The organism is Bradyrhizobium sediminis (genome assembly GCF_018736085.1).
Taxonomy (GTDB): domain Bacteria; phylum Pseudomonadota; class Alphaproteobacteria; order Rhizobiales; family Xanthobacteraceae; genus Bradyrhizobium; species Bradyrhizobium sediminis.
In genome coordinates this window covers 5,051,615-5,066,305 of sequence record NZ_CP076134.1, presented here as the reverse complement: position 1 = coordinate 5,066,305, position 14,691 = coordinate 5,051,615, and the positions used below count along the sequence as shown (strand labels likewise).

The 14,691-nt window shown below is 64.0% G+C and carries 18 protein-coding genes; 13 read left to right on the top strand and 5 right to left on the bottom strand.

Annotated elements, in window-relative coordinates:
• Positions 1 to 76: 76 nt before the first annotated feature.
• The gene (locus tag KMZ29_RS24385) at positions 77 to 418 is read right to left on the bottom strand and encodes a YkgJ family cysteine cluster protein (protein WP_215621568.1); all 342 of its coding nucleotides are present in this window, start codon (positions 416 to 418) and stop codon (positions 77 to 79) included.
• Between the two features lie 59 nt (positions 419 to 477).
• A complete protein-coding gene (locus KMZ29_RS24380; protein ID WP_215603767.1) occupies positions 478 to 1,176 on the bottom strand; it encodes a helix-turn-helix transcriptional regulator in 699 nt (232 codons plus the stop codon).
• A 43-nt stretch (positions 1,177 to 1,219) separates the two neighbouring features.
• On the opposite strand from KMZ29_RS24380, the gene KMZ29_RS24375 reads away from it, so the two are divergent.
• Both KMZ29_RS24375 and KMZ29_RS24370 read left to right on the top strand, forming a co-directional pair.
• Positions 1,220 to 1,525 (top strand): hypothetical protein, encoded by a 306-nt coding sequence (locus tag KMZ29_RS24375; protein ID WP_215621567.1) that lies wholly within the window; start codon positions 1,220 to 1,222, stop codon positions 1,523 to 1,525.
• Between the two features lie 36 nt (positions 1,526 to 1,561).
• On the top strand, positions 1,562 to 2,290 hold the full coding sequence (locus tag KMZ29_RS24370; RefSeq protein ID WP_215621566.1) for a glutathione S-transferase family protein: 729 nt from the start codon (positions 1,562 to 1,564) through the stop codon (positions 2,288 to 2,290).
• Positions 2,291 to 2,293: 3 nt separating this feature from the next.
• On the opposite strand, the gene KMZ29_RS24365 is transcribed toward KMZ29_RS24370, so the two are convergent.
• Positions 2,294 to 2,923: a pyridoxamine 5'-phosphate oxidase family protein gene (locus KMZ29_RS24365; protein WP_215621565.1), complete on the bottom strand. Its 630-nt coding sequence runs from the start codon at positions 2,921 to 2,923 to the stop codon at positions 2,294 to 2,296.
• 118 nt (positions 2,924 to 3,041) lie between these two features.
• Between KMZ29_RS24365 and KMZ29_RS24360 the strand changes: the two genes are divergently transcribed.
• On the top strand, positions 3,042 to 3,938 hold the full coding sequence (locus tag KMZ29_RS24360) for a LysR family transcriptional regulator (RefSeq protein WP_215621564.1): 897 nt from the start codon (positions 3,042 to 3,044) through the stop codon (positions 3,936 to 3,938).
• An 86-nt stretch (positions 3,939 to 4,024) separates the two neighbouring features.
• On the opposite strand, the gene KMZ29_RS24355 is transcribed toward KMZ29_RS24360, so the two are convergent.
• Positions 4,025 to 4,453 (bottom strand): PaaI family thioesterase, encoded by a 429-nt coding sequence (locus KMZ29_RS24355; protein WP_215621563.1) that lies wholly within the window; start codon positions 4,451 to 4,453, stop codon positions 4,025 to 4,027.
• Positions 4,454 to 4,619: 166 nt separating this feature from the next.
• Here KMZ29_RS24355 and KMZ29_RS24350 point away from each other — a divergent pair, with 166 nt between their 5' ends.
• Positions 4,620 to 5,228, top strand: coding sequence for a TetR/AcrR family transcriptional regulator (locus tag KMZ29_RS24350; RefSeq protein WP_215621562.1), 609 nt, complete (start codon positions 4,620 to 4,622; stop codon positions 5,226 to 5,228).
• Complete coding sequence (locus KMZ29_RS24345; protein ID WP_215621561.1) at positions 5,225 to 5,698, top strand: PaaI family thioesterase; 474 nt, start codon at positions 5,225 to 5,227, stop codon at positions 5,696 to 5,698. Before KMZ29_RS24350 ends, KMZ29_RS24345 begins: the two co-directional genes overlap by 4 nt.
• A 127-nt stretch (positions 5,699 to 5,825) precedes the next feature.
• On the opposite strand, the gene pobA is transcribed toward KMZ29_RS24345, so the two are convergent.
• Entirely contained in the window at positions 5,826 to 6,995 is a 1,170-nt protein-coding gene (gene pobA, locus KMZ29_RS24340) for a 4-hydroxybenzoate 3-monooxygenase (RefSeq protein ID WP_215621560.1), read from the bottom strand.
• Positions 6,996 to 7,129: 134 nt separating this feature from the next.
• On the opposite strand from pobA, the gene KMZ29_RS24335 reads away from it, so the two are divergent.
• The 8 genes from KMZ29_RS24335 (at position 7,130) to KMZ29_RS24300 (ending at position 14,635) form a co-directional block, all read left to right on the top strand.
• Entirely contained in the window at positions 7,130 to 8,146 is a 1,017-nt protein-coding gene (locus tag KMZ29_RS24335) for a TRAP transporter substrate-binding protein (protein WP_215621559.1), read from the top strand.
• Between the two features lie 79 nt (positions 8,147 to 8,225).
• The gene (locus KMZ29_RS24330) at positions 8,226 to 8,735 is read left to right on the top strand and encodes a TRAP transporter small permease (protein WP_215603757.1); all 510 of its coding nucleotides are present in this window, start codon (positions 8,226 to 8,228) and stop codon (positions 8,733 to 8,735) included.
• A 5-nt stretch (positions 8,736 to 8,740) separates the two neighbouring features.
• Positions 8,741 to 10,057: a TRAP transporter large permease gene (locus KMZ29_RS24325; protein WP_215621558.1), complete on the top strand. Its 1,317-nt coding sequence runs from the start codon at positions 8,741 to 8,743 to the stop codon at positions 10,055 to 10,057.
• A gap of 4 nt (positions 10,058 to 10,061) precedes the next feature.
• The gene (locus KMZ29_RS24320) at positions 10,062 to 10,526 is read left to right on the top strand and encodes a DUF3237 domain-containing protein (protein WP_215621557.1); all 465 of its coding nucleotides are present in this window, start codon (positions 10,062 to 10,064) and stop codon (positions 10,524 to 10,526) included.
• A 196-nt stretch (positions 10,527 to 10,722) separates the two neighbouring features.
• Complete coding sequence (locus tag KMZ29_RS24315) at positions 10,723 to 11,526, top strand: crotonase/enoyl-CoA hydratase family protein (protein WP_215621556.1); 804 nt, start codon at positions 10,723 to 10,725, stop codon at positions 11,524 to 11,526.
• 1 nt (position 11,527) lies between these two features.
• A complete protein-coding gene (locus KMZ29_RS24310; RefSeq protein WP_215621555.1) occupies positions 11,528 to 13,405 on the top strand; it encodes a feruloyl-CoA synthase in 1,878 nt (625 codons plus the stop codon).
• Between the two features lie 37 nt (positions 13,406 to 13,442).
• Complete coding sequence (locus KMZ29_RS24305; RefSeq protein ID WP_215621554.1) at positions 13,443 to 14,204, top strand: SDR family NAD(P)-dependent oxidoreductase; 762 nt, start codon at positions 13,443 to 13,445, stop codon at positions 14,202 to 14,204.
• 11 nt (positions 14,205 to 14,215) lie between these two features.
• A complete protein-coding gene (locus KMZ29_RS24300) occupies positions 14,216 to 14,635 on the top strand; it encodes an acyl-CoA thioesterase (protein WP_215603751.1) in 420 nt (139 codons plus the stop codon).
• Positions 14,636 to 14,691 lie beyond the last annotated feature (56 nt).

Below are 14,691 nucleotides of genomic sequence, written 5' to 3'. Positions count from 1 at the left end.
ATCAATCGCTCCGCAGGAATGTTGGCTGCCAGCCGTTAAGAATGCGGATAGGGTGCGGCTCCGTATAAATACGGCCTCAGCTCGGCGGAGCGCCGGGCCGCGGCAGCGCCGGCAGGCCGTGCCGCTTTCGCGCCATGTCGCATTCAACATCGCCGGGCATGCAGGTCCGGCAGACTTCGGGGCGCACCTGATAGATTCCGCACGCGGTCGCCACGCCGATCCTGCCTGACAGCGCGCAGCAGCGGTCGCCGTCGCAGCGCATTCCCGATAATTTCTCGTTGACGAATTTTTCCGGAATGAGATCGAGCGCGGCGTCGTCTTCGGTGGTGAAGCGCGGCCAGTTCGACGAATAGGCGCAGCATGCGCCGCAGACCTGGCAGGGGTTTTCGCCATCCGCGGCTGGCTGAAGCGGTTCCATGGGCTTCGTTTAGCGCGGAATGGCGGGACCGGCCAGCCGGTCCGCGCCTGCGATCCGCATCAGGCATCGCTCGGAGGTTCCCAGACCAGGCTCTGTCGCCATTTCGCCCGCAGCGAGGCGCGCCGCTCCGGATATTTCTCGTCGAGATAGACCGCGTCGACGACGCGGTCGGTTCGAAAACTGCGAAAATCCTTGCGCAGTTCGCACCAGGCTGCCAATAGCCGCACCGCCTCGAGATAGCCGATGGCAATCGGCCAGATCGTGCGTTGGCTGTCACGGCCCTGTTCGTCGCGATAGCACAGCGCGATCTTCTTGCCTTCGTGGATATGGGCGCGCGTCCGCGCCATGTCGATGCGGTCGGGTTCCCTGCGCCAGCCCGGCCGGGCGCGGCTCGCCGGTTCGAGCACGAAGGGTCGCAGCCGCTCGGGGACGGTGTCGGCGATTTTTGCCATCAGGTCTTCGGCGGCTCTGGCGAGCACGGCATCGGCATGTCCTGCCACCCATGACGCGCCAAGCACCGCCGCCTCGATCTCGTCGGGCGTCAGCATCAAGGGCGGCAGGTCGAATCCCTTCTCCAGGATATAGCCCATGCCGGCCTCGCCGCGGATCGGCACGCGCTGTCCGATCAGGGTGGCGATGTCGCGGTAGATGGTCCGTTTCGAAGTCTCCAGCTCGGCCGCGATGGCATCCGCCGTCAGCGGTTTGCGGGAGCGGCGAAGCACCTGAATGATCTGAAACAGCCGGTCGGCACGTCTCATGGGCAATCTCTTTTCATGATGCAGCCTCGCCGATGCTGACAGCATGTTGGCAGCAGGCGGTGGCTATACCCGGGACAACACTTCAACTGAAGGGGATTTGTCCATGATGATTCTTTGTGACACCGGAAATTTCCGGCCGCTCTGGCGCGTTCAGAGCTGGGCGCTGGAGCGACTGATTTCGATCGATTGCGTTGCCGGCGACCTGCGTTGGGCGATGATAGCACTGGCCTTGCGTTCCCTCCGCTCGGTCTGGGCCCTCGGTCGCGATCAGTTTGGTCACCTGTTTCGCAATGCCGCAAGCCGGGCAGCGCGGCATGCTGACAGCATGGTGGCAGCAGGACGTGGCTAGGCTGAAACCTCATTTCAAGAGATCGGGAACCCTCACATGATTACGCTCTATGGCTTTGGCGCCGGCTTCGGCCTGCCGGAAATCAGCCCTTTCGTGACCAAGACCGAGGTCCAGCTCAAGATGGCAGGCCTCGCCTATCGGAAGGAAAAGGCGATGCCGCCGGCCTCTCCCAAGGGGCAGCTCCCCTATATCGAGGACGAGGCCGAGAGGATTGCCGATTCCACCTTCATTCGCGCGCATATCGAAGGCAAATACGGCTTCGATTTCGATGCCCCGCTCAGTCTGCAGGCGCGCGCGCAGGCCTGGGCGTTCGAGCGCATGATCGAGCATCACGTCTATTGGGCGCTGGTCGGCGCACGCTGGGTCGATTCGGAGAATTTCGCCAAGGGGCCGGCGCACTTCTTCGACGCGGTGCCGGAGCATCTGCGCGAAAAGCTGCGCGAGGACGCGCAATTCCGCGTAGCCGAGAACTACTTGCTGAGTGGCCTCGGCCGCCACGCGCCGGATGAAGACATCGATTTGGCGGTCCGCTCGCTGTTCGCGCTGTCGGTCCAGCTCGGTGACAAGCCGTATCTGATGGGGGACACGCCCTGCGGCACCGATGCCACCGCCTTCGGCGCGCTGGCCGGGATCCTGACGCCGTACTTCGCCTCGCCATTGCGCGAGCGCGCCGAGCAGTTCGGAAATCTCACCGCCTATGTCGACCGCATGATGCTGCAATACTATCCGGACTTCGCCTGGGCGTCGCAGCAACAGGCGGCTTGAGGTTCAATCTGCCGAAGCGGGCTGGCCCTTCAATGCCGCCAGCTCTGCCTCCAGTTCGGTAATCCGCCGATCGCGCGAGGCCAGCGCCGCCGTCACGTCGGCGGCGTCGAATTTCTGCGGAATGTGCTGCGGGCAGTTGGTGTCCCATGCGGCAATCCTGAACAGGATCACCTGTTCGGGGCGCGCCTTGTAGCCTTGCGGCATCAAGGAAGTCAGCAACGCCGGATCGTCGTCGACCACGCGCGCCTCGCCCCAGATCTTGACCCGGCGGCGATGCACATAATCCATCAGGAAGATGTTGGCCTTCGGATTTTCCGAGAGGTTACCCTGCGTGATATATTGCCGGTTGCCGCTGTAGTCGGCGAACGCCAGCGTGTGCTTGTCCAGAATCTTGATGAAGCCCTTCGGCCCGCCGCGATGCTGGATGTAGGGCTGTCCGTCGGCGCTGGCGGTCGCAAAATACAGGCTGTTCACCTCGGCCAGAAACGCGGCGAGGTTGTCATCGATTTCGGTGTGCCAGCCGCCGCGCTGCTCGGCCTTGGCATAGGCCTCGCGCGAGCCCTTGCGGGCCTGAATCGCCTTTACCGCGGGCGTGAACGCCACGTCGCTCGAATAGGTGTGGGTCTCTGACATGGGAGCCTCCGGAGTCCGGGCGGCGAGGCGCCGTCTCGTCTCTCAAGATGGGCGTTTCCGTAATTCCAACAATTATCAGGATTGACACTACATAATTGCGATATATGAAATAATTACCATGGATCGCATCGACGCCATGCAGGCCTTTGTCGCCGTGGCCGACCTCCGGGGCTTTGCGCCGGCGGCCCGCAGGCTCGGGCTGTCGCCGTCCGGCGTGACGCGGCTGATCGCGGCGCTGGAGGATCGCCTCGGTGCGCGGCTGTTGCAGCGGACCACGCGCTCGGTGACGCTGACCGACGTCGGCGCGCGCTATCTGGAGCGCGCCCGCCGCATTCTCGGCGATGTCGAGGAAGCCGAAAGCGCGGTCGAGGGCGAACTGACGCGGCCGGGCGGACGGCTAGTGGTCTCTGCCCCCGTCGGCTTCGGGCGCCTGCACGTCAGTCCGGTGATGTCGGCGTATCTGCTGCGCTATCCCGAGGTGTCAGGCGAATTGCGGCTGTCGGATCGGATCGTCAACCTGGTGGAGGACGGCGTCGACCTCGCCGTCAGGATTGGTCACCTCGCCGATTCCAGCCTGGTCGCGCGCCATGTCGGCGAGATGCGGCGGATCGTGGTCGCTTCGCCGGGTTACCTGAGGGCGCGCGGCGAGCCGACGACGCCGGCGGCGATCGCATCGCACGACACCGTCCAGTTCGGCGGCACCGGCGCGTCGCCGGACTGGCGCTTCGTCGAACAGGGTGAGGAGATCCGCGTCGCCTGCACGCCGCGGTTCACCACCAACAGCGCCGATGCCGCGATCCAGCATGCCGAGCAGGGCGGCGGCCTGACCCGGGTGCTGGCCTATCAGGCGGCGGAGTCGCTCAGGGCCGGACGGCTCAAGATCGTGCTGGCCGAATTCGAGCAGCCGCTGCTGCCGATCCACATCGTCTATCCGACGTCGCGGCTGTTGTCGGCCAAGGTGCGCAGCTTCATCGATACCGTGACCGAGCTCAGCGACTGGCATTTCGGGGCATGACCGTCATTCCGGGATGGTCCGAAGGACCAGACCCGGAATCTCGAGATTCCGGGTTCGCTCGCTTTGCTCGCGCCCCGGAATGACGATTAGGCTGCCTTCTTCGGCACCACGCGGAACGTGGCGTTGCCGCGGGCGATCACCACGCCGTCGGCCTTGATGAGACTCTGCGCGAAGCAGATCGTGCTGCCGGTCTTGATCACATCGCTCTCCACCGCGAGCCATTGTCCGACCTGCGCGGAGCCTGTGAAATCGACCGCGATCCCGATCGTCACCAGCGAGGACTGGCCGCCCATGACATGCGCGCAGCTATGGCCCATGGCGTTGTCGGCGAGCGCGGCGATCAGTCCGCCGTGAATCAGCCCGCGGGCATTGGTGTGCGGCCTGGCGAGGCGCAATCCGATGATGACGGCCTTGTCCGTCCGCTTCGAATACAGGGGTTCCCAGGGATCGGTCAGCGGGCTCTGCCGGAAGTGGCGCTCGAAGCCTTCGGGGATATCGGGATCGGTGGTCGTCATGCGCGGCGCTCGAATGCGGGTGAACCGTTCCCGCGATTGAACGCGATCCCGGCGCGGAATGCACCGCCTACAAAGTTTTAAACGGGGTTTCGTTGGTTGTTTGAAAGCTGGACTATCTAGACCAGTCTATATATAATCGAGTCATTCCGGCAAGACGGGAGCGGACATGTCGACACCGCCAAGGCATCGCGGCGCCATCGTGCGGGCGGCTGCCACGCTGTTCCGGCGCAACGGATATGCTGCGACCGGCATCAATGAGATCGCCGAGGTCAGCGGCGCCCCGAAGGGGTCGCTCTATCACTACTTTCCCGACGGCAAGGACCAGATCGCCGAGGCCGCGGTGCGCTTCGCCGGCGCCGGCGTGGTGGCGACGCTGGAGAAGCTCGAGCAGGAGCACCACACCGCCGCCGCGATGATCCGGGCCTATTGCAGGTTGCTGGCGGGCTGGATGGCCAAATCAGGCTTCCGCGACGGCTGCCCGATCGCGACCACCTTGCTGGAGTCGGCGCCGCAATCGGCGAACATGGCCACGGCCGGCCGCGAGGCGTTTGCCGGCTGGTGCGCGGTGATTGCGCGCGCGCTGGTCCGCGACGGTTTCGGCAAGGCCGAGGCAAGGCGGCTTGCGACGCTCGCGGTGTCCGCTATCGAAGGCGCGCTGATCCTGGCGCGGGTCGAACGCAATGCGGCACCGATCGATGATGTGGCGAAGTCGCTGGTCAGCGCCCTGCAAATCAAGCGGTTGAGGCGAAAGCGCGCTGCGGCATACGAAAAATGACGGAGGGCGACGGCATGAACGACGTGCAGGACCATTTGGATCAAGCCGAGATCGAATCCTTCGTCGCGGCGCTGGCGTTCGTGCGGGAATACGGCATCCGCGTCATCGCGGCTGCGCCCGGCCGGGTAGCGATCGAGCTGCCGTTCGATGAGAGATTCTCAGGCCCGCCGGGTCAGTTTCCGGCCTCGCTGGTCGGCACTGCGGGCGACGTGGCGGCGGTGTCGTCCTGCCTGTCGCTGGTGCCGAGGGGATGGGCGGTGGCGACGCTGGATTTCACTATCAAAATGACGGGGATTGCCAAGGGCGAGAAACTGAGGGCCAAGGGCCGGGTGCTGCAGGCCGGCCGCACCAACTCGGTCGGCGCCGCCGACGTCTATGTCGTATCGGGGGAACGGGAAACTTTGTGCGGGACGGTGCTGGCCACGACCCGCAATTTCCAGATCAGGTCACCGCAGACGGCCGCGGCCTAAGCCATCCACCGCCATTGCGAGCGAAGCGAGGCAAAGCGACCCAGAGAAGCAAAAAGGAAGCAATGGATTGCTTCGTCGCTGACGCTCCTCGCAATGACGGTAGTATGCATCCTGGCGAGGTTGGCGCCTAATACGGCAGCCCGACGTAATTCTCCGCCAGCGATGTCGCCGCCGCCTTCGATCCCACCAGGTAATCCAGTTCGGCCAGTTGAATCCGCGCGCCGAATTCGCCCTGATCGGGAAATTTGTGCAGCATCGAGGTCATCCACCACGAAAACCGCACCGCCTTCCAGACCCGCGCCAGCGCCTGCTGGGAATAACCGTCGATTCCGGCGGAAGATTTCTCGTTGTAGAATTCGCGCAATGCGCCCGAGAGGTAATGCACGTCGCTGGCGGCGAGATTGAGCCCCTTGGCGCCGGTCGGCGGCACGATATGGGCGGCGTCGCCGGCGAGGAACATCCGCCTGAACCGCATCGGCTCGGCGACGAAGCTGCGCAAGGGCGCGATGCTCTTTTCGATCGAGGGACCGGTGATCAGCCGGTCGACCGCCTTCTGGTCCAGCCGCCGCTTCAGTTCTTCCCAGAACCTTTCGTCCGGCCACTGATCGACATGGTCGTCGAGCGAACATTGCAGGTAGTAGCGGCTGCGGCGCATCGAGCGCATGGTGCAGAGCGAAAAGCCTCTTTCGTGGTTGGTATAGATCAGTTCGTGGCTGACCGGCGGCGTCTCCGACAGGATGCCGAGCCAGCCGAACGGATAGACCCGCTCGAAGGTCTTGATCGCCGAAGGTTTCACGCTGGCGCGGCTGATGCCGTGAAATCCGTCGCAGCCGGCGATGAAATCGCAGGCGATCTCGCAGGCAACGCCGTCCTTGACGTAGGAGACCCGCGGATGGTCGGTATCGAAATCAAGCGGCCTCACGTCTTCGGCTTCATAGACCGTGGTCAGGCCGGCCGCCTTGCGCGCATTCATCAGATCGAGCGTCACCTCGGTCTGGCCGTAGATCATCACGGTCTTGCCGGTAGCCGCCTTCATGTCGATGCGATGGCGGCGGCCGCCAAAGGCGAGTTCGATGCCGTCATGGACCAGGCCCTCGCGGTGTGCCCGCGCGCCGCAGCCCACCTCGTCGAGCAGCGCCACGGTACCTTCCTCGAGCAGGCCGGCGCGGATCCGGCCGAGCACATAGTCCGGGCTCTGGCGCTCGAGGATGACGTTGTCGATGCCGTAGCGGTGGAGCAGTTGCCCGAGCAGCAGTCCCGCCGGCCCCGCGCCTATGATGGCTACTTTTGTCCGCAACACTTGCCCCCCTGACTATTATCGGCTTCAACCAAAGCCCAAGATGTCGCTTCACGTCTTGCAATGATAATTATGTCATATAACAATGTCTGCAAAGGGCCGTTGAAGTCCTGAGCATGAGGGAGAGGATGCCGATGAGGAAAACGTTCTTGGCGTTGCTGTTGGCCGCCAGTGTGACGCCTGCGTTCGCGCAGGAAAAGACCTTCGAACTGAAGCTTTCGCATTGGGTGCCGGCGTCGCACCCGCTGCAGAAGGCACTGGAAGACTGGGGCGCGGCGGTCGAAAAGGAATCCGGCGGCACCATCAAGTCCAAGGTATTTCCCGCCCAGCAGCTCGGCAAGGCCTTCGACCATTACGACATGGCGCGTGACGGCATCGCCGACGTCACCTACGTCAACCCGGGCTACCAGCCCGGACGTTTCCCGATCATCGGCGCCGGCGAACTGCCGTTCCTGATGTCGGACGCCAAGGGTGGCACGATGGCGCTCGACGCCTGGTACCGGAAATATGCCGAGAAGGAGATGAAGGACGTCAAGTTCTGCCTCGCCTTCATCCACTCGCCATCCACGTTCCATTCGCGCACCAAGAAGATCGTGGTGCCGGATGACGTCAAGGGCATGAAGATCCGTCCCGCCCATGCCACCATGGCGAATTACGTGACCCAGCTCGGCGGCACCAATGTGCAGTCGTCGGCGCCGGAAGTCCGCGACATCATCGAACGTGGCGTGGCCGACGCCGTCACCTTCCCGTGGGGATCGGTGTTGCTGTTCGGCATCGACAAGGTGACGAAGTATCACATCGATGCGCCGCTCTACGTCACGACCTTCGCCTTCGTGATGAACAAGGACAAGTACAACCAGATGTCCGACAAGCAGAAGAAGGCGATCGACAACAACTGCAATACCGAGGCCGCCGGCCGTGTCGGCGAACCCTGGGGCAAGTTCGAGGACGCCGGTGTCGAGAAAATCAAGGCGCTGGCCGGTCACGAGGTCTACAAACTGACGCCGGAGCAGACGGCGCTTTGGAAGAAGGCGTCCGAGCCGCTGGTCAAGACCTGGGCCGAGAATGTCAAGAAGACCGGCGCCGACCCGGACGCGGCAATGACCGAGCTTCGTGCCTCGCTGACCAAATACAAGGCGTTGGCGCAGTAAGAAACGCCTCCACATCGATGCGGCGGCGGGGATGCTCCCGCCGCCGTTCTCTTGCAACCGCCAGCAGCGTGGAGCGGAAATGAAGCGCGCTTCGATGGATCGTTTCATCGACACGATCGAATGGATCGCGGCCGGATTTGTCGGCATCGTCGCCGCCAATATTTTCCTCGCGGTGCTGTTGCGGAATATTTTCAGCTATTCGATTCCGGATTCCTTCGATATCGGGCGCATGCTGCTCGGCATCCTGATCTTCTGGGGCATCGCCGCGACCAGCTATCGCGGCGGCCACATCACCGTCGATCTGGTCTGGGCCAATGTCAGCCCGAGATATCAGCGCTGGATCGACGTGTTCGCGACGCTGGTGCTGCTGTTCGTGGTCACGGTGCAGACCTGGACCCTGTTCGACAAGGTGCACGGCACCTATAACGACAATGTCGTTACCTTCGACATGCACATGCCGACCTGGCCGTTCTTCGCGGTGGCGTGGGCCGGCGACGTCTCGGCGGTGCTGTTGATCGCGATCCGCACCTACCGCCTGATCTTCCATCCGGATCAGATGCACGATCCCAAGATCAAGACCGTGGAGTAGACGGCATGAGTACCGACGCCGTCGCGGTCCTCGGATTCGTCGCGCTGTTCGCGCTGATGCTGCTGCGCGTGCCGGTGGGGATGGCGATGGGCCTCGTCGGCGTCACCGGCTTCGGTTACCTGGTCGGCTTCACGCCGGCGCTGAAGCTGGTCGGCCAGACCTCGATGCGCACGGTGACCGACTACACCTTTGGCGTCATCCCGATGTTCCTGCTGATGGGGACCTTCGTCAGCAATTCCGGCATGAGCCGCGAGCTGTTCCGCGCCGCCAACGGCTTTGTCGGACATTTGCGCGGCGGGCTCGGCATCGCCACGGTCGCGGCCTGCGGCGGCTTCGCCGCGATCTGCGGCTCGTCGGTGGCGACGGCGGCGACGTTCTCGGCCGTGGCCTATCCGGAGATGCGCCGCTTCGGCTATCCGCAATCCTTCGCCACCGGCGTGATCGCGGCCGGCGGCACGCTGGGCGCCATGCTGCCGCCGTCGACGGTGCTCGCGGTCTACGGCATCATCACCGAGCAGGACATCGGCAAGCTGTTCATCGCCGGCATCATTCCCGGCCTGCTCGCCATGACCATGTACATGGCGACCATCGCGCTGATCGGCTATTTCCGGCCGGGCTTCCTGCCGACCGGTGCGCAGACCACCTGGCGCGAGCGCTTTGCGGGATTGAAGAATATCTGGGCGCCGGTGCTGCTGTTCGTGTTCGTCATCGGCGGGCTGTACGGGCTGCCGTTCCTGCCGCGCTTCACGCCGACCGAGGCGGGCGGCGTCGGCGCCACCGGCGCGTTCCTGATCGGCGTGTTCACCGGGCGGCTGGACAAGGAAAAGATCCTCAATTCGCTGCTGCAGGCGACCCGCACCGCCGCCGCGGTCTTCACGGTGCTGATCGGCGCCCTGATCTTCGGCTATTTCCTGACGGTGACGCAGACCCCGCAAAAGGTCACCGAGCTTCTCACCGGCCTCGGCCTCGGCCGCTACGGCATCCTCGCCCTGATCATGGTGATGTACCTGGTGCTCGGCTGCCTGATGGACGCGATGGCCATGATCATCCTGACGGTGCCGATCATCTTTCCGGTGATCATGCATCTCGGCTTCGATCCGATCTGGTTCGGCGTGATCATCGTGATGACGGTAGAGCTCGGCCTGATCCATCCGCCGGTCGGCATGAACGTGTTCGTGATCAAAAGCGTGGTCAAGGACGTGTCGTTCTCCACCATCTTCAGGGGAGTGATCCCGTTCGTGGCGACCGACCTGATCCGGCTGGTGATCCTGATTCTGTTTCCATTGCTGGCGACCTGGCTGCCGCAGCGCATGATGGGCTAATTCCATGACGCCGCCGCAGCTTGCGACCAGATACGCCTTCACCATCACCGTCTGGATCGGCGAGGTGACTTCCGCCGGCGATATCGGTACCGGCGTACGCCGGATCATTCCGATCCTGGGCGGCGAGGTGCGCGGCGAGAAGGTCAATGGCAAGGTCTGCGCGTTCGGCGCCGACTTTCAGATCATCCGGCCGAACGAACTGATCGAACTGGAGGCGAAATATGCCTTCGAGACCGACGACGGCGCGGTGGTTTATGTCGAAAACAAAGGCATCCGCTTCGGCCCCGTCGAGCTGCTGCAAAAGCTGAAGCGCGGCGAGCCGGTCGATCCCAAGCTGATCTATTTCCGCACCGTGCCGAGGTTCGAAACCGGAAGCGAAAAATACCGCTGGCTGATGGAAAACCTGTTCATCGGCTCCGCCGCCCGCCACGCCGACCGCGTCGTCATCGACGTGCATCAGGTGCTGTAGCTGTTGAATTATAGGGCAATTTTCCCCGTCATTGCGAGCGAAGCGAAGCAATCCATAGGCCGCCGCGGAAAGGGTGGATTGCTTCATCGCTGTCGCTCCTCGCAATGACGGCGGGGGCAGATGAGCCCCAGCCTTATTGACTCCCCTCAAAATCGTTATAAAACATAACTATTCTGGACAGGACGTAAAAACGCCCATGGGAAACGCCGCATCTGCCGCGACCGCCGAGCGGGCCGCGCTGCTCAAGATCGAGACGCTGGGGGCGGTGCTGACCGTGGGTCTCAACCGGCCCGCCAAGCGCAATGCGCTGAATGACGGCATAATCCTCGCGATTCAGGACTGTTTCTCCAATCTCCCCGAAGGCATCGGCGCCGTGGTGATCCACGGCATCGGCGACCATTTCTCCTCCGGCCTCGATTTGTCGGAGCTGACCGAGCACGATGCCACCGAGGGCCTGCGGCATTCGCAGATGTGGCACCGGGTGTTCGACCGGGTTCAGTACTGCCGGGTGCCTGTCATCGCAGCCCTCAAGGGCGCGGTGATCGGCGGCGGGCTGGAACTCGCCTGCGCCGCGCATATCCGCGTCGCCGAGCCTTCAGCCTATTTCGCGCTGCCCGAGGGCCAGCGCGGCATTTTCGTCGGCGGCGGCGGATCGGTGCGGCTGCCGCGGCTGATCGGCGTGGCGCGGATGACGGACATGATGCTCACGGGCCGCGTCTATTCGGCGACGGAGGGTTCGGCCTATGGCTTTTCGCAGTACCTCACCGAAGCCGGCGGCGCCCTGCCGAAGGCGATGGAGCTGGCCGAGCGCGTCGCCGCCAATGCGCCGCTGACGAATTTCGCGGTATTGCAGGCGCTGCCGATGATTGCGGAAGCCAATCCGCAGACCGGCCTGTTGATGGAATCGCTGATGGCGACCGTGGCGCAGAGCGACAAAGAGGCAAAGCGCCGGATTCGCGACTTCCTCGACCGCAAGACCGCAAAGGTGAAACCCGTCTGACATGAGCGCCAGGCCCAACATGTCCGTCCCGGCCGGAACCAGCGACGCGCCGCTGCGGCCGATCTCGTTCGGCGATCCCGTGGTGTCGGTCGAGCGCCGTGACGACGGCACCATTTATCTCAGGCCGAAGAAGCCGCTGGGCGATTACCCGGTCCGGCTGACCGACCGCCTGCACCATTGGGCAAGCGCCGAGTCCAACCGCGTGTTCATGGCGGAGCGCGACAAGGGCGGCGGCTGGCGGCAGGTCACCTACGCGCAATGGCTGGTGGCCGTGCGGCATATCGCCTCGGCGCTGCTCGCGCGCGGGCTTTCCGCCGAAAGGCCGATCGTCATTCTCTCCGGCAATTCGGTCGATCACGCGTTGCTCGCGTTCGGCGCGCTCTATGCCGGCATTCCCTTTTGCCCGGTATCGCCGGCCTATTCGCTGGTGTCGAAGGACTACGGCAAGCTCGCTTACCTGATGAAGCTCCTGACACCCGGCCTGGTGTTCGCCGACGACGCCGGCAAATTCGCCGATGCGCTCGCCGCCAACGTTCCCGGGGATGCCGAGATCGTGGCGTGCCGCGGCGAAGTGCCCGGCCGCAAGGTGACCATGCTTGCCGAACTGCTGGCGACGCCGGAACATCCGCGGCTCGACGCGGCGCACGCCGCGATCGGCCCGGATACGATCGCCAAGTTTCTGCTGACCTCGGGCTCGACCGGCAATCCGAAGGCGGTCATCAACACCCAGCGGATGATCTGCGCCAACCAGGTGATGCTGCGCGAGACGCTGGCGTTTCTGAAGGACGAGCCGCCCGTGATCGTCGACTGGCTGCCCTGGAACCACACCTTTGGCGGCAATCACAATATCGGGCTGACCATGTTCAACGGCGGCTCGATGTATCTCGACGAGGGCAAGCCGATGCCCGGCGGCATCGAGGAGACCGTGCGCAATCTTCGCGAGATCTCGCCGACGGTCTATTTCAACGTGCCGAAAGGCTATGAATCGCTATTGCCGTATCTGCGCGACGACAAGGCGCTACGCGCAAAATTCTTCCACCGGCTGCACGCGATGTTTTTCGCCGGGGCGGCGCTGTCGCCTTTCGTCTGGAACAGCCTCGACGAACTCGCCGTCGCCGAGACCGGCTATCGCGTGCCTGTCCTGACCGGCCTCGGCGCTACCGAAACGGCGCCGTTCTTCATGTCGGTCAAGCCCGCCACCAGCCGTTCCGGCCATGTCGGGCTTCCCGTTTCCGGCAATGATGCCAAGCTGATTCCGAACAACGGCAAGCTGGAAGTCCGCGCCAAGGGTCCGAACGTCACCCCGGGGTATTGGCGTCAGCCGGAGCTGACCGCCGCCGCGTTCGACGAGGAAGGCTTCTACAAGTTCGGCGACGCGCTGAAGCCGGTCGACCCGAACGATTTCGACAAGGGTTTCGATTTCGACGGCCGCATCGCCGAGGATTTCAAGCTCGCCAGCGGCACCTGGGTCAGCGTCGGTCCGCTGCGCGCGCGCTTTGTCGCGGCCTGCGCGCCGCTGGTGCGCGACGTCGTGATCGCCGGCATCAACCAGGATGAAATATCGGCGCTGGTGGTTCTCGACATCGACGGCTGCCGCCTGATCAATCCAACGCTGCCGCCGGACGACGTTGCCGCGATTGCGTCCGATCCCTTGATCCGGGAAGCGTTCCGCGAGCGGTTTGCAGAATTTCTTGCGAGCGCGACGGGATCGTCAACCCGGATCACGCGCGCGGTGCTGCTCGACACGCCACTGTCGATCGACCGCGGCGAGGTTACCGACAAGGGCTCGATCAACCAGCGCGCGGTGCTGGATCACCGCAGCGGCCTGATCGACCTGCTTTATTCGCCAACGCCGCCGGCCCACGTGATAACGCTTTAACCGAATTCCAAAGACCAGTTTCGCCAGGGAGAGAACCATGCAGTTGAAGGATCAGGCCGCCATCGTCACCGGGGGCGCATCGGGATTGGGCGCCGCCACCGCGCGCAAGCTCGCAGCGCAAGGCGCCAAGGTCGCGGTATGCGATCTCAACACCAAGCTTGCCGAAAGCGTCGCCGCCGAAATCGGCGGCGTCGCGGTGACCTGCGATGTCGCCGACGTCGCTTCGGCGGAAGCCGCTATCGCCACGGCGTCCAAGGCCCATGGCCCGGCGCGGGTGCTGGTCAACTGCGCCGGCATCGGCGTCGCCAAGCGGGTGGTCGGCCGCGACGGCCCGATGCCGCTCGCCGATTTCGACAGGGTGATCAGGGTCAATTTGATCGGCTCCTTCAACATGCTGCGGTTGGCGGCCGCCGAAATGGCCAAGCTGGAGCCGCTTTCGACCGGGGAGCGCGGCGTGGTGATTTCCACGGCGTCGGTCGCGGCCTATGACGGCCAGATCGGCCAGTCGGCCTATTCGGCCTCGAAAGGCGGCATCGTCGCGATGACCTTGCCGATCGCGCGCGAACTGGCGCAGTTCGGCATTCGCGTGCTGACCATTGCGCCGGGCCTGTTCCTGACGCCGCTGCTGGCCGGCCTGCCGCAGGAAGCGCAGGATTCGCTCGCCGCCTCGATTCCGTTCCCGCACCGGCTCGGCCAGCCCGAAGAGTTTGCCTCGCTGGCGCTGCACATGATCGACAATCCCTACCTCAACGGCGAGGTGGTGCGGCTCGACGCCGCGCTGCGCATGGCGCCGCGCTAAAGGACAAGCGGATGTTCGTCCACCGGCGCGACGTGCAGATCCAGTGGGGCGACTGCGACCCCGCCAACATCGTCTACTATCCGCGCTACTTCGCGATGTTCGACGATTCGACCTCGATCATGTTCGAAGCCGCCGGTTTCTCGAAGCAGGACATCATCCACAAATATGGCCTGGTCGGCATTCCCATGGTGGACACGCGGGCCAAATTCTACATCGCCTCGACCCACGGCGACTGGATCGCGATCGAGAGCCGGGTGGAGAGCTTCAAGCGGTCGAGCTTCGAGGTCACCCACAAGGTGTTCAAGGGCGAGGCGCTGGCGATCGAGGCGTTCGAGACCCGGGTGCTGGTCGGCCGGCACCCGGACGATCCCGGCAAGCTGAAATCGGCCCCGATGCCGGAAGAGATTATTGCGAGGTTCACGCGGGGCTGACTTGAAGAGGCTGACTTGAAAACTGACTTGGGCAGCGGCATGACCTAAAGAAGGGG

Bases quoted from the DNA above. Each gene is read 5' to 3' on its own strand.
- KMZ29_RS24385 (WP_215621568.1), bottom strand. From the start codon at position 418: ATGGAACCGCTTCAGCCAGCCGCGGATGGCGAAAACCCCTGCCAGGTC.
- KMZ29_RS24380 (WP_215603767.1), bottom strand. From the start codon at position 1,176: ATGAGACGTGCCGACCGGCTGTTTCAGATCATTCAGGTGCTTCGCCGC.
- KMZ29_RS24375 (WP_215621567.1), top strand. From the start codon at position 1,220: ATGTTGGCAGCAGGCGGTGGCTATACCCGGGACAACACTTCAACTGAA.
- KMZ29_RS24370 (WP_215621566.1), top strand. From the start codon at position 1,562: ATGATTACGCTCTATGGCTTTGGCGCCGGCTTCGGCCTGCCGGAAATC.
- KMZ29_RS24365 (WP_215621565.1), bottom strand. From the start codon at position 2,923: ATGTCAGAGACCCACACCTATTCGAGCGACGTGGCGTTCACGCCCGCG.
- KMZ29_RS24360 (WP_215621564.1), top strand. From the start codon at position 3,042: ATGGATCGCATCGACGCCATGCAGGCCTTTGTCGCCGTGGCCGACCTC.
- KMZ29_RS24355 (WP_215621563.1), bottom strand. From the start codon at position 4,453: ATGACGACCACCGATCCCGATATCCCCGAAGGCTTCGAGCGCCACTTC.
- KMZ29_RS24350 (WP_215621562.1), top strand. From the start codon at position 4,620: ATGTCGACACCGCCAAGGCATCGCGGCGCCATCGTGCGGGCGGCTGCC.
- KMZ29_RS24345 (WP_215621561.1), top strand. From the start codon at position 5,225: ATGACGGAGGGCGACGGCATGAACGACGTGCAGGACCATTTGGATCAA.
- KMZ29_RS24335 (WP_215621559.1), top strand. From the start codon at position 7,130: ATGAGGAAAACGTTCTTGGCGTTGCTGTTGGCCGCCAGTGTGACGCCT.
- KMZ29_RS24330 (WP_215603757.1), top strand. From the start codon at position 8,226: ATGAAGCGCGCTTCGATGGATCGTTTCATCGACACGATCGAATGGATC.
- KMZ29_RS24325 (WP_215621558.1), top strand. From the start codon at position 8,741: ATGAGTACCGACGCCGTCGCGGTCCTCGGATTCGTCGCGCTGTTCGCG.
- KMZ29_RS24320 (WP_215621557.1), top strand. From the start codon at position 10,062: ATGACGCCGCCGCAGCTTGCGACCAGATACGCCTTCACCATCACCGTC.
- KMZ29_RS24315 (WP_215621556.1), top strand. From the start codon at position 10,723: ATGGGAAACGCCGCATCTGCCGCGACCGCCGAGCGGGCCGCGCTGCTC.
- KMZ29_RS24310 (WP_215621555.1), top strand. From the start codon at position 11,528: ATGAGCGCCAGGCCCAACATGTCCGTCCCGGCCGGAACCAGCGACGCG.
- KMZ29_RS24305 (WP_215621554.1), top strand. From the start codon at position 13,443: ATGCAGTTGAAGGATCAGGCCGCCATCGTCACCGGGGGCGCATCGGGA.
- KMZ29_RS24300 (WP_215603751.1), top strand. From the start codon at position 14,216: ATGTTCGTCCACCGGCGCGACGTGCAGATCCAGTGGGGCGACTGCGAC.